The following is a 23,341-nucleotide window of genomic DNA, read 5'->3' as shown; positions in this document are numbered from 1 at the left end:
ATGCGGAAGAAGACCGTGGTCCTGGCCCAATCCGTCGCCGCCGCAGGGGGAGTGCTGGCGGTGGTGCTCTCCGTTGTGCCCGGAGGGTCCGCGCAGGCCGGGTCCGGCCGGATCATCGACCTGGCCGTCGGCAACGACGGCGTGGTGCACACCGACGTCGGCGACCCGGGGCTGAGCGTCGGGGACGAGTTCATCTACGCCGACAAGCTCTTCAGGGACGGCCGGCAGATCGGCCAGGACGGCAGTTCCTGCCAGGTGACCAGGCTGGTCGGCGAGGAGATCACCACCAACTGCGTGCTGTCGGTGCAGCTGCCGGACGGTCAGATCACCGCCCAGTCGCTGTGGGTCAAGGGCACCACGTCGGTACGGATGGCCGTCACCGGCGGATCGGGCGCCTACCGCGGCGCGTCAGGCGAGCTGACGTGCAACGACATCCAGACCCCGCACGAGACGTACCGCATCGTGCTGGACCGGTGAACGGCCGCCGTCCGGACGGCGGATGGACGCCCGCTGTCGGGACGCCACATGTACGGCTGCTGTGCGGACGGCGGATGGACGCCCGCTGTCGCGGCGACCGGTGAACGGCCGTCTTCCGGCCGCCAGCTGAACGCCCACCGTTCGGAAGACCGGTGAGCGGCCGGCGTCCCGACGACTCATGAGCGCCCGCTGTCCCGAGCGGTGAACGGCCCGAGTGCGGCCCGGCGTGCGGTGCGCCGGGCCGCACGGCTGCGTCCCGCCCGGTCCCGTTCCGGGCGGCGGGGGCCTCCCGCGCCCGCCGGCCTTCCCGCCTGCCGCGGACCGCCGCGAGGTGTCACCGGGTGGTGTAGGCGCCCCCGTTGACGTGGAGGGTCTGGCCGGTGATGTGCCGGGCGCCGGACGACGCGAGGAAGTGCGCCGTCGCGGCGATGTCCTCGACCGCGCCCGGCCGCTTGTCGTGGGTCTCCTCCACGAGCGCTTGGTGGCGTTCGTCGGTCATCTTCCCCTGGAAGAAGTTGGTGCCGGCGATGTAGCCCGCGGAGATGACGTTGCACGTGACCCCGCGCGGGGCGAGCTGCGCGGACAGCGTGGCGTTCCAGGCGGCCAGGGCCGCCTTGGACGCCCCGTAGGCGCCGCCGCCCCGTTCGGCGCCGATCGAGCCGATGCTGATGACGGAGGCGCCGTCGGTGAACCGGTCCTGGACCGCGGCCGTGGTCAGTACCGCGGAGATCAGGTTCTGTGCCAGGTTGGCCTGCCACACGGCCAGCACCTCGTCCAGGGACGCGCCCTCGGCGGGCGGCCGGGTCAGGCCCCCGGCGGCGTTGACCAGGACGTCCAGCGTGTCGAACCGGGCGGCGAGCGACGCGACCTGCCCGGCGTCGGTCCCGTCGCAGACGACGCCGTGCACCTCCAGTTCCTTGGCGGCCTGCCCGACGGTCTCGGGACCGCGTCCGGTGACGAAGACCTCGGCCCCGTCCGCGGCGAACGCCGCGGCGATGGCACGGCCGATGCCGCTGGTGCCTCCGGTGACGAGAACGGTGTGAGTCAAGGAGTCCTCCTGCCGACTGCTACGTTTAGGTCTAAACATACAGCCCGCGCACCGCCACCGCTGACGGAGGATCACCCATGGCCGGTACCGTTGCCGCCTCGGGCAGGCCGGAGCCCGTCCATTCGCCGGCCGAGATCGCCGCCGCCTGGCGGCGGGAGCGCCCCGGCACCCCCACCGGGTCGATCGAGATCGTCACGCCGATCTGGTGGCTGGGCCAGCTGTTCGCCGACGACCGCGGAAGGGCACTGCGGGAGGCCGGGATCGACGCGGCGACCCTCGACCTGCTGAGCGTCATACGCCGCTCCGGTCGGCCTTACACCCTCACCACCCGCGAACTCGCCCGGCGGACCCTGGTGACCGCGGGGGCGATCTCCCAGCGGGTCGCGCGCGCCGAACGCGAGGGGCTCGTCCGGCGCGCACCGGGGACCACCGGCCGCCGTACGGTCCTGGTGAGCCTCACCGACGAGGGGCACGCGCTCATCGAGCGGTCCGTCGACACGGTGCTCGGCCGGGAGGCCCTGCTGGTCGGCGGCCTGTCGGCGGACGAACGCGCCTCGCTCATCGCGCTGCTGGACAAGCTGATGGCCGACGTGCGGCGCCGTACGGTCCACGAGGGTTGAACCGCGGCGCCGACGGGCCGCAGTCAGGCCGTGCCGAGGGTGGCGACGTCGATGACGTACCGGTAGCGGACGCCGGACAGGTTCTGCCACGCCCCGGGCACCCCGGCCGCCGGAATCGTCTCGATCTCCGCGGCGATGCCGTGCTCCGCGCAGAAGCCGAGCATCTCCTGCGTCTCGCGTATCCCGCCGATGGACGAGCCCGCTATCGCGCGGCGGGCGCCCAGCAGGGAGAACACGTTGTACGAGGCGACCGCGTCGCCCGGCGCCCCCACGGTGACGAAGGTGCCCCCGACCCCGAGCAGGCCCAGGTGCGCGTCCACGTCCAGCGGCGCCGGCACCGTATTGAGCAGCAGGTCGAAGTGACCGGCGAGCCGGGCCGTTTCCGCGCTGTCGCGGGTGTCGGCGAACCGGGTCGCGCCCAGCCGCAGGGCGTCGTCCCTCTTGTCCGGTGACCGGCTCAGCAAAGTGACCTCGGCCCCCATCGCGGCGGCGATCCTGACGCCGAGATGCCCCAGCCCGCCCATCCCGAGCACGCCCACCTTCCGGCCCGGCCCCGCCGCCCACCGCCGCAGCGGCGAGTACACGGTCACTCCCGCGCACAACAGCGGCGCGGCGGCGGCGAGTTCGAGCGCGTCCGGGATCCGCAGGACGAAGTGCTCCGAGACGACGATGGACCGGCTGTAGCCGCCCATGGTCACCGCCCCGTCGCGGTCCCGGTCCGCGTACGTCTTGACGAAGCCCTCGGTGCAGAACTGCTCCTCGCCCGATGTGCACGGCGCGCACTTGCGGCAGGAGTCGACCATGCAGCCGACGCCCACCCGGTCGCCCACCGCGAACCGCGTCACGGCGTCCCCGACCTCCGACACCACCCCGGTGATCTCGTGACCGGGCACGAGCGGGAAGGGCGTCCCGCCCCAGTCGTCGTGGCCGACGTGCAGGTCGGTGTGGCAGATCCCGCAGAAGGCGATGTCGATACGGACGTCGTCGGCGCGCGGCGGGCGCCGTTCGACGGTGGTGAGCGTGAACCGCGCTCCCTTGGCGGGAAGCGACAGCGCGAGGACGCCGGGCATGGGAATCCCTTTCCCTTCGACTCCGGTACGGGCACGGGCGGGCCGGGAAACCGGGCGTCCCCGGCGCGTCGTCCGGGGAACGGGCGGTGGCGCCGCCCGGCCTCCGCCGGAACGGCCCCCACTGAACCGGAACGCCCGCCGCGATCCCAGTGCCGCGCCGCCGCGGCCGGATGCAGCTTGTTGTGGCGCAGCTTGCTGCACGCCGGGGGCCGGGGCGGTGTCCGCCGGGGGCGTGCAGGATCCTGCCCGGCAGCTTGCTGCACCGGCCGGGGGCTGGGAGACGCCCTGACGTGTCGTCAAGCTGGTCGGGTGTCCCGCGCCACGCGGATTCTTCCGGCTCCTCCCGCCCCTCCCGCCTTCTTCCCGCGCCGCGGCACCGGACCGGCTGGACGCGGGGAGAGGGCCGCGGGCGCGGGGCCGCGGACACGGCCCACCACCGCCACATCCACCACTCGCGGCGGGTCGGCGACGCGCGACCGGCCGCGTACCTCGTACCTCGGGGACGACTTGTGACCACCACGGAAAACAGTGCCGCACCGGCGGCACCGGCCCGCCCGCAGGACGCCGGGCAACTGCCCCTCCTGAAACTCCTGATCTTCGCCGGCGCCGGATTCCTCGCCTTCATGACCGAGACCACGCCCGCCGGCCTGCTGCCGCGGATCGCCCACGGGCTCGACGTCTCCGAGGGACTGGCCGGCCAGCTCGTCACCCTCTACGCCCTCGGCTCGGTCGTCGCGGCGATCCCGGTGATCACGCTCACCCGTGGCGTACGCCGCAAGCCGCTGCTGCTGAGCGCGATCGCCGGACTGTTCGCGTTCAACACCGTCACGGCCGTGTCGCACGACTACGCCCTGACCCTCGGTGCCCGGTTCCTCGCCGGGATGGCCTCCGGTGTCGTCTGGGGCCTGCTCGCGGGGTACGCCCGGCGGCTGGTCCCCGAGCACCTGCAAGGGCGCGCCCTTGCCGTCGTCAGCGTCGGCCAGCCGGTCGCCCTGGCCCTGGGCATCCCGCTCGCCACCTGGCTCGGGTCGCTCGTCGGCTGGCAGGGCGCCTTCTGGGTCATGTCCGCCCTGGCGCTCCTGCTGCTGGCCGCGATGCGCGCCCTCGTGCCCGACTACCCGGGGCAGGCCGGCCACGAGCGGCTGCCGCTGCGCGCGATCGCCACCCTGCCCGGAATCCGGCCGATCCTTCTGATCATCTTTCTGTGGACCCTGGCCCACAACATCCTCTACACCTACGTCGCGCCCTTCCTGGACCACACAGGACTCGGCGGCCGGGTCGGCGTCATGCTGCTGGTCTTCGGCGCCACCGCCATCGCGGGCATCTGGTTCACCGGGGCGCTGGTCGACCGCAAGCTGCGCGCCCTCTCCTTCGGCTGCCTCCTGGGCTTCGGCGCCGCCGCCCTGTGCCTGGGCATCGGCATCCGCTCCCCGCTCATGGTCACGGCGGGCGTCGTGATCTGGGGGCTGACGTTCGGGGGCTCGCCGGCCCTCCAGCAGACGGCACTCGCCGACGCCGCGGGCGACGGAGCCGACGTGGCCCAGTCGATGCTCGTGACCGTGTGCAACCTGGCCGTGGCCGCCGCCGGCGTGCTCGGGGGCCTGCTCCTGGAGACGGCGGGCGTGTCGTCCCTTCCCTGGGCGCTGCTGGTCCTGACCACGGTCACGTTCGCCCTCGTCGCCGCGACGAAGGAGCACGGGTTCACCCCGGGGGCCCGCGGCTCCGCGTGACGCCACTCCCCGCCCGGCCCGGCGCGCCACGTCCGCCCGGCCCGGTCACTCACCCCGCAGTCTCGGAGGCAGATGTCATGTCAGTCCAGCGCGTGCCCGTACTCGTCGTCGGCGGTGCCTACACCGGGCTCACCACCGCCTTGAGCCTTGCCGCCCGCGGCGTGCCGCCGCTTCTGGTGGAGCGGCGGCCGGCCCCCTCCACGCTGCCGAAGGCCTGGGGGCTCAACACCCGTTCGCAGGAGCTGCTCAACACGCTGCCCGGCGTGGCGCGGCGAATCCGCGCCGCCATCGCCGACGCGCAGTGGCCCCGTATGAGCCACGGCCTGAGCCTGGCCGACCCGGAGCGGCGCTACCTCGACCCGCCGACCGAGCCCGACCCGCAGGAGCTGTCGTCGGTGCCGCCGCTGGCCTGGGTATCCCAGGCGCAGGTCGAGGCCATCCTGCGGGCCGGCGCGGAGGAGGCCGGCGCCGACGTACGCTCCGGCACCGAGATGGTCGCGCTCACCCAGGACGAGGAGAAGGTCACCGCGACACTGCGCGAGGCGGCCACCGGCCGCGAGTACCTGGTCGAGGCGGACTACCTGGTGGCGGCGGACGGGAACACCAGCCCCACCCGGGACATGCTCGGCATCGCCGTCGAGGGCAGCGGAGTCATCGGCCACATGTACATCCTCACCTTCCGGGCCGACCTGACGCGTTACGTGAAGCCGGGCGCGGTCGAGGTCATCGGCATGCCCGGCAGCGGGTCCAGCTTCATCCTGGACGGCTCCGAGCGGCACACCCTGTGGGTCGACTACTTCCCCGAACGCGGCGAGACGCCGGAGGACTTCACCGAGGCGCGCTGCGTGGAGCGGATCCGCAGCGCCATCGGCGACCCCGCGATCGACGTCACCTTCGTCAACGCCCGCTTCTTCCCGATCAACCACAAGCTCGCCGAGCGCTTCCGCGAGGGCCGGGTCTTCCTGGCAGGCGACGCCGCGCACGCCTGCCCGCCCAACGGTGGCCAGGGCGGCAACCTCGCCATCCAGGACGCCTACGACCTGTCCTGGCGGCTCGCGCTGGTGCTCACCGGCCAGGCGGGACCCGGCCTGCTGGACACCTACGAGACCGAGCGGCGCCCCGTCGTCGACATCACGCTGCGGCGCGAGGTCGAACTGGCGAAGATCTCCGAGGGCCGGGTGCCCGCCAGCTACAACCCGGCCGACCCCGACGCCCCCGTCCCGATGCCCAAGGAATACCTGGGCTTCCGCTACCGCTCCCACGCGGTCCGCATCGAGGCGGACGACGACGGCAGCCGCCAGGAGGACCCGTGGAATCCCACCGGACGCCCGGGCGGACGGGCCCCGCACGTCGCCCTCACCGACGGCCCGCGGGAGGTGTCCACCCACGACCTCTTCGGCCGCGGTTTCGTGCTCCTGGCCGGCCACGACGCCCCGCGCTGGGTCGCCGCCGCCGAGAAGGTCGCCCGTGACCTGGGGGTCGTCCTGGACGCGCACCGGATCGGCGACCGCTTCATCGACAGCGGCAGCCTCTGGTGCGACCGCTACGGCGTCGAGCCGACCGGCGCCACGCTGGTGCGCCCCGACGCCGTCGTCGCCTGGCGCAGCAAGACCGCCGCGGGCGATCCTGAGGGCGACCTCACGGAAGCCCTGACCGCGATCCTGACCCGCTGACACATACGGCCACATACGGCGGCCGGCGACGCACATGGCGTCGCCGGCCGCCGGTTCGTGCCCGGGACCGCTCAGGCCGCGGGGTGGTCCTCCACGGCCGCTCCCCGGCCCGACCCGAGCATGTGGTCACGCACCATCCACCCGGCCTGGAACCGGCTCTGCGCTCCCAGGTCGCCGAACATCTCGGCGATGTACTTCCGGCACGTCCGCACGCCGATGGCCAGCCGCCTGGCCACCACCTCGTCCTTGTAGCCCGCGGCGAGCAACTGGACGATCGCGGTCTTCGTCTCCTGGGTCAGGCACTCCGGGATCCGGTTGCTGCCCCCGGTCGGCTGGAAGACCGCGCTGGTGGCCCAGGCGCTCACCACCATGTGGACGATGAACTCCACCAGGGCGCCGTGCTTGACCATGTGCGCCCGGGTGGTGTCCCGCACGTCCCCCGGATCCCCCGCGCCCCCGCCGTCCGTACTGTCCGCGCCGTCCCCGGGGTCCAGCAGGAGAGCCACGGAGCGGTCGAAGACGATCAGCGCGGGCAGCGACGCGGCGGTGGTCCGTACCTCGCCTCCCGACGCCGAGATCCGGTCGACGCAGTCCCGCACCTCCGCGTCGTAGCGGGACAGGTGGGGGAGCAGCACCTGTACGCCGACGCCCGGCCGTAACTGCCCGGCCTCCCGGCGCACGACGTCCCCGGCGAGCCCCGCGGCGCCCCGTCCCAGCGGCTGCACGGCGATGACCTCCCGGGTGCTCCGCGCCGCGCAGTCCTCCAGAGCGGCCCGGACGGCCGGTACGCCCTCGACCGTGACCACGGGGCTCGGACCGCCGCCCGGAGTGCCGTCGGAGCACAGGCCGGAGAGCGCGTCGAGCTGCCCGCGGATCTCGTCCAGCTGGGCCTGCCACGCGTCGATGACGCCGGAAAGGGGCCTGGCGTACTGCAGCTTGACCGCCTCCGGGTGCACCGCGGTCCAGTCGCTGCGGCCCTCGTCCTGCGAGCGTGCCAGCCGCATCCTTCCCAGCGCGGAGAGCACCCGCTCCGCCTGTCCCTCTCCCCACCCCAGACTCCGCGACAGCCGTTCCGGGGTGGCTCCGCCGGTCATGACGAGGAACCGGTAGGCCGTCAGTTCCTCGTCACCCATCAGCGGAACGATCTGGCTGATGTCCACGGTCTCTCCCTGTGCACTCGGGCAACCTCGATCTAAGAATAAACACTCAGCCACAGATGTACGCAAGTCCAAATTTTGCCACACCCGGCCCCGCCTGACGTCCCGTCGCCCCGGCAGTCGAAGGCCCGGCCGGGCGGGCGGCACGGGCGCACCATTGCTCCCCGCCGGTGCCGGGGCCGCTGCCTGGGCCATGGGGCCATCCGGCGCGATGGCGCAAAACACCCGCCCGCGCCTGGCGGAATCACAGCCTTCTGCGAGTCCGGGTAAAAGGGAGGTAGATAATGGGCGCCAGTGTATTTTTGTATCCCGCTCTTGAGGATCACTTGACTCAGCCATGCATGAAGCCTGGAGTCCTCCATGTGCGCAGAACAGTTGCCCTCCACGCCCGTCGCCGTCGTCGGCATGGGCTGCCGATTCCCCGGAATAGGGAACGTCGACGTCCTGTGGGACGTGCTCGTGGCCAACACCGACACAGTGACGCGGGTCCCGCACGAGCGCTTCGACGTCGGCGATTGCTATGACCCCGCTCCCATGACCCCCGGCCGGACCGTGTCCCGGCACGGCGGCTTCCTCACCGACCCCTTCGGCTTCGACGCGGCCTTTTTCGGCATCTCACCGGTGGAAGCACGCGTCATGGACCCGCAGCAGCGGCTGCTGCTGCACGTCGTGTGGGAAGCCCTGGAGTCGGCCGGCATACGCCCCTCGCTCCTCGCGGGCACCCGGGGCGGTGTGTTCGTCGGGCAGGCGACAGCCGAGCACGCGGAGACCGACCCCGTGGCCCACGAACCCGACGTACGCGGCATGGTCGGCAGCCGGCTGCGCGCCGTCACGGCCGGCCGCGTCTCCTACGCCCTCGACCTGCGCGGGCCGAGCCTCGTCCTGGACACGGCCTGCTCCTCGTCGCTGGTCGCGGTGCACGCGGCGCGGCAGAGCCTGCTCACCGGCGAGAGCGACCTGTGCATCGCCGCGGGCGTCAACCTCATCATGTCCCCGCACGACTCCATCGCCTACTCGCAGGGCGCCATGCTCTCGCCCGGGGGCCGCTGCCGGTTCGGCGACGCCGGCGCCGACGGGTTCGTCCGCAGCGAGGGCGTGGGCGCGGTCGTGCTCAAACGGCTGGACGACGCGCTGCGCGACAAGGACCCCGTGCACGCGGTCCTGCGCGGCAGCGCGGTCACCAACGACGGCGCGGCCAGCGGGCTGCTGATCCGGCCCTCCGTGGAGGGCCAGGCCGAAGCGGTGCGCCGGGCCTGCGCCAGCGCCGGCATCACGCCCGCCCAACTCGACTACGTGGAGGCGCACGGCACGGGGACCCAGATCGGGGACGCGGTGGAACTGCGCGCGCTGGCCGACTCCGCCGGTCGGGGGCGGCCGGCCGACCGGCCGTTGCTGACCGGGTCGGTCAAGACCAACCTCGGCCACACCGAGGCCACGGCCGGCATCGCGGGACTGCTCAAGGCGGCGCTGATCCTGCGGCACGGCCTCATCCCCGCGTCGCTGCACCTGGACCGGCCGCACAGCCTGCTCGCGCAGGACGGCTTCCCGGTCCGCGTGGTGACCCGCAACAGCCCGCTGGACGCGACCGGTTCCCGCGCTCTGCTCGGGGTCAGCTCGCTGGGCCTGTCCGGGACCAACGCCCATCTGGTCGTCGGCGCCCACGTGCCCGGGCCTGTGCGGCGGCCTTCCCCTGCGCGCGTGCCCGCCGCCCGCGGCGCCGCCACGGACACGGGTGTCCACCTGCTGGTGCTCAGCGCGCGGACGCCCGGGGCCCTGCGCCGCCTGGCGCGGGACTACGCGGCCTACCTCGGCCCGTCAGGAGCCGGGCGCCCCCACCCCCTGGGCGACATCTGCTCCGCCGCCGCCACCGGCCGCGACGCCCACCCGCACCGGCTGTGGGCGGTGGGCGGCGACCACGACGCGCTGTCGGAACGGCTGTACGCCCTCGCTGACGGCGCTGCGATCCCCGACGGCGGCATCGGGGAGGCGGGTCTGTCCGGCGACAGGCGTGTCGTCTTCGTCTTCTCGGGACAGGGGTCGCAGTGGACGGGCATGGGCCGGGCCCTCTACCGCGACTCGCCCGCCTTCCGGACGGTGATGGACGCGTGCGACCGGGCCGTGCGCAAGGAGTTGGGCTGGTCCGTGCTGGACCGGCTGACGTCCGGCGACGCCGAACTCCCCGCCGACGTGGACACCGTCCAGCCCGTCCTGTGGGCGGTGCAGGTGGCGCTCGCCGCCGCCTGGCGTGAACGCGGCGTCGAGCCGGATCTGTGCGTTGGCCACAGCATGGGCGAAGCCGCGGCCTCCCACGTCTGCGGCGCCCTGTCCCTGGACGACGCCGCCGCGGTGATCTGCCGCCGCAGCAGGCTGATGCAGCGTACGGCGGGCCGTGGCGCCATGCTCGCGGTGGAACTGCCCGCGGCCACGGCGCGGCAATACGCCGAGGCGTACGCCGACGCCGTGTGCGTCGCTGTCGAGAACGCGCCCACCACCACGGTGCTCGCCGGCGACCCCGCCGCCCTGGGCGTACTGCGCGCCGAACTGGAGCGGGACGACATCCTGTGCCGCCCCGTGAAGGTCAACGTCGCCTCGCACTCGCCGCAGATGGACGCCCTGCGCGACGACCTGCTGCGGGAACTGGCCGGGCTCTCCCCGGCCCCCGGCGCGACGGACATGCTCTCGACCGTCTACGGCACCGCGGTCCCGGGGCCCGAACTGACCGCTGCCTACTGGATGGACAACCTGCGCAGACCCGTGCGCTTCGCCGACACCGTACGGAAGGCGGCCGGGGAGGCGGACAGCGTCTTCCTCGAAATCAGCCCGCATCCGGTGCTTGTCGCGGCCATCGACGACACGCTGGCGGACGGCCCCGGGGATTCTCCCGGCTCGGCCGACCACCGCAGCCACGCCGACGGCCCTGACAGCCCTGACAGCTCTGACAGTCCGGGCCGTTCCGGTGCCGCCGCCGCGGTGGCCTCGCTGCACCGCGCCTGCGACGAGCCGGCGGACATGGCGCGCGCGGCCGGCCGCCTCTTCGCGCAGGGCGCGCGGGTGGACTGGCGGCGCTGGTACGGCGGCGGCCCGCGGCACGTACCGTCGCTCCCCACCTACTCCTGGGACACGGTGCAGTTCCGGCGCGAGACGGCAGGACCGGTGGCCGCGCGGCGCTCCGGCGGCGCCCGCGTACGGCACATCGACCTCGCCTCCTGGGGCGGGTCCGGCGACTGGGGCGAGGGAGTGGCGATCCGCGGTGTCGCGCCCGTACCACCCGTGGTGTATCTCGCGGCGATGATCGAGACCGCGGAGGACGGCGATCCCGGCACACGGTTCGAACTGCGGGACGTCACGCTGGGGGACGCCCACCTGCCCGTCGAAGCGGCAGGCGACATGACGCTTCAAGTGGCGCTGGACGGCGGCGGGGACGCCCGCGCGGTGACGGTGCACGCCTCACTGCCGGGCGGGGCCGCTCCCGTGCTCTGCGCCTCGGGTCGGCTCGTCCCGGCCGGACCAGCGGGGACGGACGGCGGCGGACCAGCGGCCCCCGACCTCCTCGACGCCGCGCTCGCCCGGTGCCGGGACTACCTGGGGGCCCGCGACTTCCACCGGTTCGCGCGGCGCCACGGGTTCGACATCCGGGAGCCGATGCGGGGCGTGCAGCATCTGTGGCGGTGCGACGGCGAGGCGGTCGCGCACGTACGGCTGGAGCAGCCCCTGCCGCGCCTCGGCTGGGAGGCGGGACTCCAGGCCCTGCTGGCGGCACGGCCGGGGGCGACGGCGGCCGGCGACGACCACACCCACGTTCCCGTCTCCTTCGAGGCGGTCCGTTTCCACGCCGAGGCCGAACCGGACTTCTGGAGCCTGGCCACGGTACGGCCCGGCGGCGGTGCGGCCGGCTTCCTCGCCGACGTCGTGCTGATCGCACCCGACCGGCGCGTCCTGGCGAGCTTCTCCGGCATCCGCATGCGGCGGCTCGCGCCGGAACCCCGGGTGAGCGCCGCGCCGGTCTCCGTGCCCGCGCTCGTGTCGGCGCTCGCCCGGCCGTACGTGGGGCCGCTGGCCAGCGTGGTCAGGAGGCTCGCGGAACCCCTCGGGGCCGGCTTCCTCAGCAACCTCCTGCGCCCGGCCGCGGCTCCCTGCGACGACCCGGAACGGGCGGCGTCCGCGGCACCCGGCGACCGCCACGAGGCACCCGTGCCCGTCCGCCGGACGCCCGCTACGGAGCCCGCGGGCTGTCCGCGCCCGCGCTCCCGTGCCGATTCCCGGCCCCGCTCCCCGTCCCACGATGCGGACGGCGCCGCGGAATCGCTCCTCGAACACTCCGCGGCGCTGCTCGGCCTGCCGGCCTCGGACATCGATGAGCGGCGCTCGCTCCGCGAACTCGGCCTCGATTCCCTGATGGCCTCCCAGCTCCGGCTGCGCCTGCGCCGCAGCCACGGCGTCGAGGTCACCGCCGGGCGGCTGCTGGGCGCCGAGAGTGTCGCCAGCCTGCGCGAGAGCCTGGCCCGGCCCGGCGCGCGAGGGGAGTCCGCTCCCTAGCGGCGCCCCGAACGCGCCCGCCACACCTGGCACTTCGTCCCGGCCCTGCCTGGCCTCGCCCTGCCGACCTCGCCCTGCCTGGCCTCGCCCTGCCGGGCTGTCACCTGCCGGGCCGGCCCCGCCCGGGGGAGTCCCGCCGCCCGGGCGGACGTCTCCCTCGGGTGACCGCCATGTTTCGATCTGCGTACGACAATATGAGCGGCGGTTAAAGTTGCACTGTGGTATAAAAAATGCATGCGGACCGGCCGGGCCATAGACGTGCACGTCGCTGCCCCGACGGGTCCGACAGGCTCGGGTGCCCCCGTGCCGTCCGATCGTGCACTCAGGCTTGACCAACTCAACCGAACAGGGAGGGACGGAATGGGCTCGCGTGCGACGCCGCCGCCGCAGGTCGGCCGCAGGGAACGCAACAAGCAGCGGGTCAGGGAACGCCTCTACTCCTCGGCGGTCGAGCTTTTCGTGGCGAAGGGGTACGACCACACCTCGATCGACGAGATCGCGGAGCGCGCCGACGTGGCGCGGGGGACCTTCTTCAACTACTTCCAGCGCAAGGAAGACATCATCGCGGCCTGGGGCGAGCGCAGGCGCACCGCCCTGGTGACCGGCCTCGACGCGTACGGCGCGTTCACCCCCAGCGCGGTCGCTCGGCTCCAGCAGTGCATGGCGATACTCGTCCGGATCAACCAGGAGGAGCCCCGGCTCACCGCCGCCATGCTGACGGCCTGGGTGAAGGCGGGCCGGCCGATATTCGAGGAGCCCTACGTCGCCGAGGTGTTCGCCAAGATCGTCGACAGCGGTGTGGACCGCGGCGAGCTGACCCCCTGCATGTCCCCGATCAGCGTCGGCAACGTCCTGCGCGACGTCTACCTCGGAGCCCTCTACCGCTGGGCGCACCGGCCGTCCGACACCCTCGGGACCTCACTGGCCGACGAACTCCAGCAGGTCCTGCGGCTGCTCCTCGAAGGCATGACCCCGCCCGCGGCCCGCTGAGGCCTGCCGCTCGGACCACCCGGCCGCGGATCCGGTACGCCGTGAGGTCCGGCTGTACGAGCGGCCGGCGCGCCCGCGAATCGTGCGGCTCCACGAGACACTGACCGTCGGCGACTCCGAGGCACCGGAGATCGACGGCTCCCGCGTGCTGATCACGGAACTCGCCGACGGGGCGCCGGCGGACACGCTGCGACGTGCCGCCGGCCGCCCGCTGCCCGACGCGCTCCGTACCGTCAGCGGAATCTGTGAGGGGCTGGCGCACCTGCACGGCGCCGGACGGGTGCGCGGCCACCTGAAACCGGCCAACGTGCCGCGCACGCACGACGGTCCGGTGCGGCTGGGGACTTCCGCCCCGCGGCCGAATACCCGGTCACACCGCGCCGGCGCTCGATGCGTCGGCGTCCGAGGCCGCGAGGCCGACGCGGAGCACGGCGGCCTTGCCCACGACGCCGACCACCTGGAGCCGCAGCTTGTTGACGCCCCCCTTCGCGCCCGCGTCGCACGTCAGGTCCATGAAGCCGGCGGCGTACTCCGACGGACCGGTGATGGTCATCTCGCACCCGCCGTCGGAGGAGAACTGCGACGTGATCATCGGTGCGGTCAGCATGACCGCGTGGTCCCCGACCTCGGTGACCGTGATCCGGCCGACGCCGGACCGCTCGGGCACCGGAATAGTGGCGCCCCGGGTCACCCGGACCTCGCAGCGTCCGTCCCGGCACCGATCCGTATGCGTGCCGTCCGCCGGGTCGGGCAGTGTCGGGGCGGGCGAGGGGCCGGCGGACGTGGGTGTGGGCGACGGGCCGGCGGACGTGGGCGCGGCCGAGGGCGATGTGCGGGACGCCGGTGTCGTACGGCCCGCGCTGCCGGAACTGTCGGAGCTGTCGGACCCGCACGACACGAGGACGGCGGCCAAGGCCGCGAACAGCGCGGCGCGGACGAGGGGTCCCCGGGTGAGCGGGAGGGAACGGTCTGGGGCCGCGGAGGGCAGGCGGATCATGCGCACAGCCAAACCCACCCGCCGCGGGACCGGTCCCGAAGCCGCACGACACGTACGAGTGTCCGACTCGCGGCGCCGCCGGTGCTACAGGATGGTCGTGACGGCGCTGTAGGCCGGATCGCTGGTCCCGGACGTGCCGTCGGGGAAGGCGACCGCGGCGATGGCGCCCGTCCGGTAACTGCCGGAACTGTAGACGTACTCGGTGTCGGCGGCGGCGGTGAGGGTGGAATAGGTCACCCGCTCGTTCGAGGAGAGCGCCGTGGTGCCCCTGAACAGGACGACCAGCAGGTCGATCGAGTTCACGACGTTGTCGCAGGAGACGTGCGCCAGCCCCTCGATCCCGCTGGGATACGGGAACGGACCGCCGTAGAAGCGGAACGGGTTGGAGGCGATGACGTTGCAGGTGATGGTGATGGCGGGGGACACGCTGGGCGAACGGGTGACGGTGACGCGTGTGGAACCGGTCCCCGCCCGGTAGGTGCTGACGTACGGCGGGATGACGAACGTCGTACTGGTGCCGGTGTGCTGGGCGGCGGCTGCCTGCGGCGCCGACGCCTCGGCGGCCGGGACGGCGGCCAGGGTGCCGGCGGCCATGAGCGCGGCGACCGTCGCGGCGCTCAGCGCGGAACGGGTGGCCAGATGTCTTCTCTTCGGCGACATGCTGTCTCCTCGGCTTCGCCGCGGAATTCCGCGGCTGGTTTCCCGGTGTCGGTGGGCGGTCCTCGCGGGCGGATGCGGACGGGCCGGGGAACCGTGCCTGGCGGGCGCCTTGTGAGGACGTGGTGCCGGCGGTTCCCGCGATCCGGGCGATGCCACGAGCGGAACCGCCGTGCGGTGAACGGCGTTTCGGCCTCGCGGTAGTGGCGCGGAGTCGTTCTCGGCGGCGCGCGTTCGGCCATGACGCCGAAGAATCCCCCCGTGGAATTCCCGTGATGCGTACGTATGGTGGGTTCCGCCCGAGTACGGCGTCAAGCCGGGAAAGTCACGTTGTCCGGAAAGCGGCGAAACGGGCATGACGGAAGGGTGTGGCGCGGCGTCAGGGATACGAGCCACCCGGCGGACGTGGAGGGAGGGCGGCCCACCCGCCCGCCGTCGCTCCTACCGCACGGGGCGGGATGCGGGAGTTTCCGGAGCGCCCCATGAGGGGCCTGCCGCGCCCGGCCCGGACGCGGAGGGGCCGCGGCACACCGGGCGGGCGCCGCGCGCCGCGTACGTGAAGATGTCCGAAATCCCGCGTACGGCACCGTACTTCGCGCCATGCGTGCGGCGCGCCCACCGCCGGATCGCGCCACGCGCTGCCGGTCGGCTTCGCGCCGCCGGCCGGAGCAACCGGAAGCCGTTGAACTCCATCCTCCCCTGTGACCACATCACTTACAGGGGGAGTCACCGGTGACAGAGCAGGGGGAGGACCACCGTTCGGTGGAGAGCGGCGGGGCGAGGCGCCGTACCGTCACAAAAGCGCTGTGGGGAGCGGGGATAGCCGTCGCGGCCACCGCCGCGATGATCGCCGTCACCGTGCCGGGAGGTGCCGCCGCGCGCGGCGACCGCTCGGGCAGCGCCGCCGCATCAGCGGGGCAGTCGGGCAGCGGCCAGGACCGGAGCGGGGACGGCGCCGCCGCAGCCGAGAACGGAGCACCGCAGGGGCCGCAGACCGGTGTCGGGCCGCTGACGAAGGACGAGGTCGACCGGGCCAAGTCCCTCGCTTTGCGGCACGGAGTACCGCGCGACTCGCTGACGGCCGAGCGGACGCAGGGCGCGGAATATCTGGACGCCGACCTGGTCGAGCCGCCGGACTCCGCGGGCGCCGCGCCGCGCCGCGTCGAGGTGCTGTTCTACGACTACGGGCACGACCAGCTCGTCAAGCAGACGGTCAACCTGGACACGGCGACGGTGGAGCGCACCGACACGGCGACCGGCGTCCAGCCGCCGCCGTCCAGTGACGAGACCGGGCAAGCCGCCGGCCTGCTCATCAAGGACCCGCTCGGCAAGGGCCTGCGCACCGACTTCACCGCGGCGACCAAGGGGCAGACCCTCACGTCGCCCGACCAACTGCGCCTGCGCGGGATGTCGTTCGACACCGACGAGCAGTCGGCGCCCGCCGGCCTCGGCAAATGCGGGCACGACCGCTGCGTGCGGCTGTTCACCCAGGTGAAGAACGGGCCCTGGATCGACACGACCGACTACGTCGTCGACCTCAGCGACCACACCGTCGGCCGGATCAACTGAGAGTGGAGAACCAGGCAATCATGCGCACCTTCAACAGCGGCGTCCGCCGCGCGTTCGGCGCGGCCTCGGCGCTCCTGCTGCTGCCCGCCCTGGCCGTCGGGGCGACCGGCGGCCCCGCGTCAGCCACCCCCGGCACCGCCCCCGCCACGGCGGTCCGGGCGGCCCCCGCCCCGAACACCTGCGGTACCGCCCGGCCGATCACCAAGACGCTGCCCAGCGGCACGAAGTGGACCATGTGCTGGCGTATCAGCGGCACCAAGGGGCTGGTCCTGGAGAAGATCGCCTACCAGCCGAAGAAGGAGCCCAAGCCGCTCGCCGTGCTCGCCTCCGCGGCTCTCGCCCAGGTCAACGTGCCCTACGACTCGGGCACGACGGAGTACAACGACCTGTCCGACATCGGGTTCGGCAACACCGCCGTCGACATCGGCCCCTCGGAGTGCCCCGGCGGCGCCATCAGCTCGGCGTACGTCCCGCAGCAGGAGAAGAACGTCAAGGCGCTGTGCGTCACGACCGCGCCGCACGGCTACGCGTACCGCGCCGACGACTACGACGCGCACGGCAACCCGAAGAAGTACACCGCGCAGGGCAGCGACCTGGTGGTCTTCTCCGTCTCCCAACTCGGCTGGTACGAGTACGTCACCCAGTGGAATTTCTCCGACGACGGCACCATCACCGCCAAGGTCGGCGCCACCGGCGACCTCTCACCGGGTGACTACAGCGGCCAGGGCACCGGCTGGCCGATCGGCAAGGGCGACCACGACCGGGCCACCAGCCACTACCACTCCGTCTTCTGGCGGCTGGACTTCGACCTGGACGGTTCGTCCAAGGCGAAGGTCCAGCAGTACGACACCAAGCAGGCGGGCCACGGCGACGGTTCGGCCATCCTGAAGACCGCCATGACGCCCGTGGCCAAGGAACTGGCCGCCACCTCCGCGCTGCGCCGCTGGTGGCGGGTGGTCTCCACCGCGGGTAAGAACAGCGACCAGCACCCGCGGTCATGGGAACTGGTCCAGCAGCACTCCGACCACTACGACGCGCACGCCTACACCTCGAAGGACGTGTACTTCACCCAGTACCGGGCTTGCGAACAACTGGCCAGCGGCAACGCCGACCCCGCGTGCGCCGGGCGCGGCACCTCCGTCGACAAGTGGACGAACGGCGAGACCCTGACCCACCCGGTCATGTGGGTCAACGTGGGTTTCCACCACATCCCGCGCGACGAGGACCGGACCCCGATGCCGATGCACTGGCAGGGCTTCCAGCTGGCCCCCCGCGATGTCACGGCGATGAGCCCGCTCACCCCGGAGGCGCTCGCCGGGAACAACGGCCAGGGCCACTGACCCGCCGACCCACTCCAGCGCACCGCGGCAGGGCGAACCGGGTACGCCACCGGCGCGCCCTGCCGCGTTCCGATTCCCGGCATCCCGGCTTACACCAAGGACGGCCGGGGCGGCGGACGCGAGCCGCCCCGATCGGCTGGTGCGGGGGTCCTCGCCGGGTTCCCGCGCCGGCCGGCCGGGCGGCGCGGAATCTAGGCCAGGAGGTTCATCGGCACGAAGCCGATCGCCCGGCCTTCCGGGTCCAGCAGCCGTCCCATCAGCTTCACCGTGCGCAGCACGACCGCGCGGTCGGCGATCCGCAGATGGGGCAGGGCCGCGGTGAGGCGTACCTCCAGGGCCTGGGCGTCCATCAGGGAGGACACCCAGACCGTGGCGATCAGATTCCGCGGCCCGGCCAGCCCCAGGCACTGCCTGATCTCCGCGAGCTTGGCCAACTCCCGCGAGGACGGGCTCGTCCGGTGGTCGGGCCGCACCGGGGACTGCACCGTCCCGGCCGGCACCCGGCGCATCGATGTCCACGGGAACGCGATACTCCCGGGCTTCATCGACTGCCACGTCCACATGGCCGCTCCCGGAACGGCGCTGAGCCACGCCGAGCTGGCCGGCCTGCCGTCCAGTCTGGCCACCTTCCTGGCCGCGCCCCGGATGAGGCACACCCTCGAAGCCGGTGTCACCACCGCGCGGGACCTCGGCGGCGCCGACGCCGGACACCGGCGGGCCGTCGAATCCGGGCTGCTGGTCGGACCCCGGCTGCTGGTCGCGGTCGCCATGCTCAGCCCGACCGGTGGACACGGGGACTTCCGGGCCGGCAACGACAACCGCCCCCCGGACAACGCCATGGGCCGGCTGGCCGACGGACCCGCCGAATGCCGCAAGGCCGTCCGGAGCGTGCTGCGCCAGGGCGCCGACTGCGTCAAGATCGCGGCGACCGGCGGTGTGTGGAGCCCCACCGACCAGCCCGACGACGACGGTTTCCTGGAGGACGAGATCCGCACGATCACGCAGATCGCCGCCGGGCACCGCGGAAAGAAGGTCGCCGCCCACGCCCAGGGCCGGGACGGGATCCTCAACGCCGTACGCGGCGGTGTCGACAGCGTCGAGCACGGCTACGAGATCGACGACCAGGCCATCGACCTGATGCTGGAACGCGGCACCTTCCTCGTCCCGACCCTCACCACCGCCAACACCGACCCGGACCCCGGGAAGGCCGCCCCCTGGGCGTACGCGAAGAAGAGGCACTGGCAGGACATCGCCCGGCGGCACATCCCGCGCGCCATCGAACGCGGGGTGCGGGTCGCGATGGGAACCGACTGCGGCATCGCCGAGCACGGCACCAACCTGCGGGAACTCGGGTACCTCGTGGACTGCGGCATGACCCCGATGGACGCGCTGCGGGCCGGTACCAGCGAGGCCGCCGAGCTCCTGGGACTCACGCACGAGATCGGCACCCTGGAACCCGGCAAGCGCGCCGACGTCGTGATCGCCCGCGGCAATCCGCTCGAGGACATCGGGTCGCTCGGCGACCCCGGGAACATCCTGCTGGTCATGAAGGACGGCGTGGCGCACAAGGACGTCGAAGGCCTCGCCGCCTGACCGCGGGTGAGGTGCGGGGGCCGGTGGCGGCTGTGCGGCGCCACCGGCCCCGAAAACCAGTGGAGCCGCGCCACCGCGGGCCGTTACCGTGCTTCCGCCCGCAGTCACCCCGTCAAGGACGTGCCGTTGTACACCAAGTGAGACCACCCGAGCGCTGATCCGTCGCGCGTCGCACCTGTGCGCCGCGCTCCCTTTCGCTGCGGTCCTCTCACTGGAACCGGTGTGTCTCTGTGTCCACGAACTGGGTGGCCATGTCCACCTGCCCGCTGATCCCTCCCCGCCGTTGCCACAGGTGCGCCCTGCACGACAACGGCGTCGGCAACGCCCCCGGCCCGGCAGCCGAACTGCTCCAGGAGCCGGTCGTACGGCGCCGCGGCGTGCCGCTCGACCCGGGCCGAAGCGAGCGGCCGGCCTGGCAGTCCCCGTACGGTCCGCCGCCGCACCGGCCCCACCGCGGCCGGTGGGCGCCCGTACCGGTGCCGGCCAGGTCCCGGTCCGCCCTGCGGCGCGGAAACCCCTGCGGCCGGTGCGACTGACCGCCGAGGGCTCGGCCTCTCGCGGGCCCGAGGTCAGGCGCCGCTCCGGACGGGGCCGACGAGGGTGCCGGCGGCCACCGTGAGCGCGCCCTCGGCGTAGGAGGTGCCGGGGATCTCCCCGTCCGGGGCACGGAGTGTGAACGCGGCCTCGTCCGCGAGGGCGCCGGGGCCGCCGCTGGGGACCTGGATGTCGAAGTGCACCGGGCGGCCCGGGCCGAAGGCCACCGCGGTCTGCTGGCTGCCGTAGCGGCCGGCGGTGATTCCGCTGTCGGTGCCGTCGTGCGAGAACCGCAGGCCGGTGGGCGAACCGGCCAGCTCGCACGGCTCGTACCCGCGCGGCGCCGTCAACGTGACGCGGTAGTGGCGGTGGCCTGCGGTGTTGTCCGCCTCGGTGATCGTCGCTGTGTGGTTGGCCGGACGGCAGGCCGAGGGAGCATCGCTCCCTCGGCCCGCCGCCGGGCCGGCCTGCGCGACTCCCGCACCGGCTCCGCCCGCCAGCACAGCGGCGGCGAGGGTGACGGCAATTCTTCGGTCGGTACGCATCGGGGACGCTCCTTGCCTTGCTCGATGGCGCTGCGGGTGTTCTCCGCCAGAACCACGGTCGACACCATTGCTACCCGCCCCCCTTCGCGGAAAATGTCCCGGAATCGCCATAATCGCGGCTCCGTGGGACTCGCCCAGGGCGGAACCTCGCTCCTTGTGTGCGCGAGCCCCGCGCCCCTATCATCCTGAACATGTTCACTGAACACGTTCATTCACGGTCGGTGAAACGGGAGGCGACCCGGCTCAAGGTGCTGGCGTCGGCCGAACGGCTCTTCCGCGGGCAGGGGTTCGGCGCCGCCACGATCCGGCAGATCGCCGCCGACGCCGAGGTGAGCACCGGCACCGTCATGTCGGTCGGCGACAAGGACGCTCTGCTCGTCGCCATCTTCGACACCTGGATCGCCGCCGTGCACCACGGCCGGGACGACCAGCAGGAGCAGGGCAGCCCGACACCGCTGACCCCGGCCGCCGCGGTCCAGGAGGTCATGGACCTCGTCGCACCCTTCATCGACTACTTCGCCCTCGACTTGGAGCTGTCCAGGGAGTACGCCGCGGTCATCGTGCGCGGCGCCCACGAGTCAGAGGTCTTCCACGCCCTCGCCAGGACCTTGATCGCCGAACTCGAAACCCTGCTGGCCCGCACGCCGCTCACCGCCACCGAAGCGGGCGCCGGCGCGCGCACCGTCTACTTCGCCTATCTCGGCATCCTCATGACCATCGGCAACGGCGCGCTCGACCAGCCGGCCGCGATCGCCCAGTTCCAAGAACTGATCCGTTTCGTCGTCCGCCACGAAGGAAATCGACCATGACCGGCACACCTGACCCCTGGTGGCCCACCGCGCTGCTCGCCGTGGCGCTGTTCTCGGACGCGATCCTGTCGGTGCGTCCCCCGGTGTTCATCCAGCAGTGCCTGGACGGAGTGCGCTTCCCCCGCGAGTGGTGGTGGACGCTCATAGTGATCAAGCTCCTGGCGGCGGCCGGGCTCGTCGCCGGACTCAGATACGCCGGGGTCGCCGTCACGGCCAACGCCGCGGTGATCGCCTACTTCGTATGCGCCGGCTACGCCCACTACCGGGCGCGATTCCTGAAGCAGGAGTTCTGGCTGAACTGCCTGGGCATGCTCGCGCTGTCGATCGCCGTCCTGTTCCTGTCGCACGCATCCGCGATCTGACGGCCGCCTGGCCGGGCGGCACGTCGGTACGTTCGCCGCGGTCGACGCCCCCCGCCTCCCGGGCACGCTCCGAACCGGTGGTGTTCACGGGATACGGCCAGGGGAAGCCGGGTGGCCCGCCGAACGAGTGGTGAAAGCGGTCCCGGCGGGACATGGTGACGCGCGGTGGAATGGAGGGGAAGGATGCGGAGCGCCTCTTCCAGCGGGTCGCCGTAGCGCCGAGGAAGGACTCACCATGCGAGCCGACAAGCTCGGGATCTATCTGAACGACCATCTCGCCGGTGCCACCTTCGGCGTGGGAATCGCGCTCAGGATGGCGCACCAGCACCGCCGCGCGGCACGAGGCGCCGTCCTGGAACGCATCGCGCGGGAGATCGCCCAGGACCGGCAGACCCTCCTCGACATCATGGACTCACTCGGTGTGCCTGCCCGCCGGTACAAGATCGCCGGGGGCTGGGTGGCCGAGCGGCTCGGACGCCTGAAGCCCAACGGTGTCCTCTACCGGCGCTCCGGACTGAGCACGTTCATCGAACTGGAGACCCTTCGGCTGGGAGTCGAGGGGAAGACCCTGGTCTGGCAGACCCTGCTGGCCGTGGCCACGGGCGAGGGCCACCTCGACGAATCCCGGTTGAGGAGTCTGCTCGACAGGGCCCGGAACCAGAAGGACGAGCTGGAAGAGCTGCGCCTCAAGGCGGCGTCGGTCGTCTTCTCCTCCGACTCGGCGGGAGCGGCCTCCCCCACGTCGTGACCGTGCGGCGTCCACGGCGGGGGAGGGCCCCCGGAGGCTCGCTCCTCGTCGCCGCCCTGGCCGCCCGCGGCCACGAGCCGGTCGTACGAGGGCCTGCGGTAGGTTGCCCGCCATGACTGAACTCGGCCCCGTCGCCTGGCCGCCTGCCCCGATCAGGACCGGGCGGCTCGTGCTCCGGGAGCCCGAGGCCCGGGACCGGGCGGCGATCGTCGAGCTGTTCACCTCGCCTGAGGTGGGTACGTACATCGGCGGCCCTCGGCCGCGTGCGGAGTTCGAGCGCGCGGTGCCCGCCGAGCCCCGGCGGCGCCCCGGCCTTTTCGCGGTCGACCTCGACGGGGCGATGATCGGCATCGTCACGCTCGACCGGCGCGACGCGGAGCGTCCTGGGCACATCCGTCCGGAGTCCGGCGAGGCCGAACTCGGCTACATGTTCCTGCCGCAGGCGTGGGGACACGGATACGCCGCCGAGGCGTGCGCGGCGGCACTCGACTGGTTCGCCGACGCGCTCCCCGGCGAGCCGGTGGTGCTCACCACCCAGACCGCCAACGACCGCTCGATGCGCCTCGCGGCGAAGCTGGGCTTCACCGAGGTGGACCGGTTCGAGGAGTACGCCGCCGAGCAATGGTTCGGCCTGCGATCCCCGGCCACACCGTCCGCCTGACCTCGCGCCGGATCCCCGAGGCCGCAGCGCGCAGGCCGTGACCGCGAGGGCGGCACGGCCTCCGCGGCATGGGGAGCGGCCGACCGACATGGCATGGGACCGATGGTTCGGACCAGAGGCAGGCCGTCGCGGGTCCCCCACGAGGGGCACGGCGGGCGTGGAGGTCGTCCGCTGCGGGGACTTGCGGCTGGGCGGGTGGAGATTCCCTGGCCAGAGCTGAGTAAT

At 73.0% G+C, this 23,341-nt stretch carries 20 protein-coding genes; 13 read left to right on the top strand and 7 right to left on the bottom strand.

Going from position 1 to position 23,341, the window contains the following annotated elements; genetic code table 11:
• Positions 1-477: an allene oxide cyclase barrel-like domain-containing protein gene (locus OHA86_RS05260; protein WP_329172909.1), complete on the top strand. Its 477-nt coding sequence runs from the start codon at positions 1-3 to the stop codon at positions 475-477.
• A 334-nt stretch (positions 478-811) separates the two neighbouring features.
• Here the strand turns inward: OHA86_RS05260 and OHA86_RS05255 are convergent, their stop codons facing one another.
• A complete protein-coding gene (locus OHA86_RS05255) occupies positions 812-1,525 on the bottom strand; it encodes an SDR family NAD(P)-dependent oxidoreductase (RefSeq protein ID WP_329172907.1) in 714 nt (237 codons plus the stop codon).
• 77 nt (positions 1,526-1,602) lie between these two features.
• On the opposite strand from OHA86_RS05255, the gene OHA86_RS05250 reads away from it, so the two are divergent.
• Positions 1,603-2,145, top strand: coding sequence for a MarR family winged helix-turn-helix transcriptional regulator (locus OHA86_RS05250; protein ID WP_329172905.1), 543 nt, complete (start codon positions 1,603-1,605; stop codon positions 2,143-2,145).
• 23 nt (positions 2,146-2,168) lie between these two features.
• Here the strand turns inward: OHA86_RS05250 and OHA86_RS05245 are convergent, their stop codons facing one another.
• Positions 2,169-3,215: an NAD(P)-dependent alcohol dehydrogenase gene (locus OHA86_RS05245; RefSeq protein ID WP_329172903.1), complete on the bottom strand. Its 1,047-nt coding sequence runs from the start codon at positions 3,213-3,215 to the stop codon at positions 2,169-2,171.
• 509 nt (positions 3,216-3,724) lie between these two features.
• On the opposite strand from OHA86_RS05245, the gene OHA86_RS05240 reads away from it, so the two are divergent.
• Together OHA86_RS05240 and OHA86_RS05235 are read left to right on the top strand one after the other, a co-directional pair.
• Positions 3,725-4,945 (top strand): MFS transporter, encoded by a 1,221-nt coding sequence (locus OHA86_RS05240; protein WP_329172901.1) that lies wholly within the window; start codon positions 3,725-3,727, stop codon positions 4,943-4,945.
• 77 nt (positions 4,946-5,022) lie between these two features.
• A complete protein-coding gene (locus tag OHA86_RS05235) occupies positions 5,023-6,618 on the top strand; it encodes an FAD-dependent monooxygenase (protein ID WP_329172900.1) in 1,596 nt (531 codons plus the stop codon).
• Positions 6,619-6,689: 71 nt separating this feature from the next.
• Here OHA86_RS05235 and OHA86_RS05230 read toward each other — a convergent pair whose 3' ends face one another.
• The gene (locus OHA86_RS05230) at positions 6,690-7,778 is read right to left on the bottom strand and encodes a hypothetical protein (RefSeq protein ID WP_329172899.1); all 1,089 of its coding nucleotides are present in this window, start codon (positions 7,776-7,778) and stop codon (positions 6,690-6,692) included.
• Between the two features lie 357 nt (positions 7,779-8,135).
• Between OHA86_RS05230 and OHA86_RS05225 the strand changes: the two genes are divergently transcribed.
• Positions 8,136-12,311, top strand: coding sequence for a type I polyketide synthase (locus OHA86_RS05225; RefSeq protein ID WP_329172897.1), 4,176 nt, complete (start codon positions 8,136-8,138; stop codon positions 12,309-12,311).
• Between the two features lie 360 nt (positions 12,312-12,671).
• Positions 12,672-13,301 (top strand): TetR/AcrR family transcriptional regulator, encoded by a 630-nt coding sequence (locus OHA86_RS05220; RefSeq protein ID WP_329172896.1) that lies wholly within the window; start codon positions 12,672-12,674, stop codon positions 13,299-13,301.
• 370 nt (positions 13,302-13,671) lie between these two features.
• Here OHA86_RS05220 and OHA86_RS05215 read toward each other — a convergent pair whose 3' ends face one another.
• Both OHA86_RS05215 and OHA86_RS05210 read right to left on the bottom strand, forming a co-directional pair.
• Entirely contained in the window at positions 13,672-13,968 is a 297-nt protein-coding gene (locus tag OHA86_RS05215; RefSeq protein ID WP_329172894.1) for a hypothetical protein, read from the bottom strand.
• Between the two features lie 414 nt (positions 13,969-14,382).
• Entirely contained in the window at positions 14,383-14,958 is a 576-nt protein-coding gene (locus OHA86_RS05210; RefSeq protein ID WP_329172893.1) for a hypothetical protein, read from the bottom strand.
• Positions 14,959-15,687: 729 nt separating this feature from the next.
• Here OHA86_RS05210 and OHA86_RS05205 point away from each other — a divergent pair.
• Complete coding sequence (locus OHA86_RS05205; protein WP_329172891.1) at positions 15,688-16,524, top strand: Tat pathway signal sequence domain protein; 837 nt, start codon at positions 15,688-15,690, stop codon at positions 16,522-16,524.
• 2 nt (positions 16,525-16,526) lie between these two features.
• Positions 16,527-17,864 (top strand): copper amine oxidase, encoded by a 1,338-nt coding sequence (locus tag OHA86_RS05200; protein ID WP_329172889.1) that lies wholly within the window; start codon positions 16,527-16,529, stop codon positions 17,862-17,864.
• 191 nt (positions 17,865-18,055) lie between these two features.
• On the opposite strand, the gene OHA86_RS05195 is transcribed toward OHA86_RS05200, so the two are convergent.
• Complete coding sequence (locus tag OHA86_RS05195) at positions 18,056-18,427, bottom strand: hypothetical protein (protein ID WP_329172888.1); 372 nt, start codon at positions 18,425-18,427, stop codon at positions 18,056-18,058.
• Between OHA86_RS05195 and OHA86_RS05190 the strand changes: the two genes are divergently transcribed.
• Positions 18,426-19,457 carry a metal-dependent hydrolase family protein gene (locus tag OHA86_RS05190; RefSeq protein WP_329172886.1) on the top strand — a complete coding sequence of 344 codons (1,032 nt, stop codon included), beginning with the start codon at positions 18,426-18,428 and terminating at the stop codon, positions 19,455-19,457. The two genes, OHA86_RS05195 and OHA86_RS05190, sit on opposite strands and share 2 nt — an antisense overlap.
• Positions 19,458-20,026: 569 nt before the next feature.
• Here OHA86_RS05190 and OHA86_RS05185 read toward each other — a convergent pair.
• Complete coding sequence (locus OHA86_RS05185; protein ID WP_329172885.1) at positions 20,027-20,536, bottom strand: DUF4232 domain-containing protein; 510 nt, start codon at positions 20,534-20,536, stop codon at positions 20,027-20,029.
• 191 nt (positions 20,537-20,727) lie between these two features.
• Here OHA86_RS05185 and OHA86_RS05180 point away from each other — a divergent pair, with 191 nt between their 5' ends.
• The 4 genes from OHA86_RS05180 to OHA86_RS05165 all read left to right on the top strand — a co-directional run bounded on the left by OHA86_RS05180 (position 20,728) and on the right by OHA86_RS05165 (position 23,116).
• The gene (locus OHA86_RS05180; RefSeq protein WP_329172884.1) at positions 20,728-21,345 is read left to right on the top strand and encodes a TetR/AcrR family transcriptional regulator; all 618 of its coding nucleotides are present in this window, start codon (positions 20,728-20,730) and stop codon (positions 21,343-21,345) included.
• Positions 21,342-21,707 carry a DoxX family protein gene (locus OHA86_RS05175; protein ID WP_329172883.1) on the top strand — a complete coding sequence of 122 codons (366 nt, stop codon included), beginning with the start codon at positions 21,342-21,344 and terminating at the stop codon, positions 21,705-21,707. Before OHA86_RS05180 ends, OHA86_RS05175 begins: the two co-directional genes overlap by 4 nt.
• 235 nt (positions 21,708-21,942) lie before the next feature.
• Complete coding sequence (locus OHA86_RS05170) at positions 21,943-22,455, top strand: hypothetical protein (RefSeq protein WP_329172882.1); 513 nt, start codon at positions 21,943-21,945, stop codon at positions 22,453-22,455.
• Positions 22,456-22,567: 112 nt separating this feature from the next.
• Positions 22,568-23,116, top strand: coding sequence for a GNAT family N-acetyltransferase (locus OHA86_RS05165; RefSeq protein ID WP_329172880.1), 549 nt, complete (start codon positions 22,568-22,570; stop codon positions 23,114-23,116).
• Positions 23,117-23,341: the final 225 nt, after the last annotated feature.

Source organism: Streptomyces sp. NBC_01477 (assembly GCF_036227245.1).
Classification (GTDB): Bacteria; Actinomycetota; Actinomycetes; order Streptomycetales; family Streptomycetaceae; genus Actinacidiphila.
Note: the sequence above shows the minus strand (reverse complement) of the source record. Positions and strands in the feature narration are given on the sequence as shown.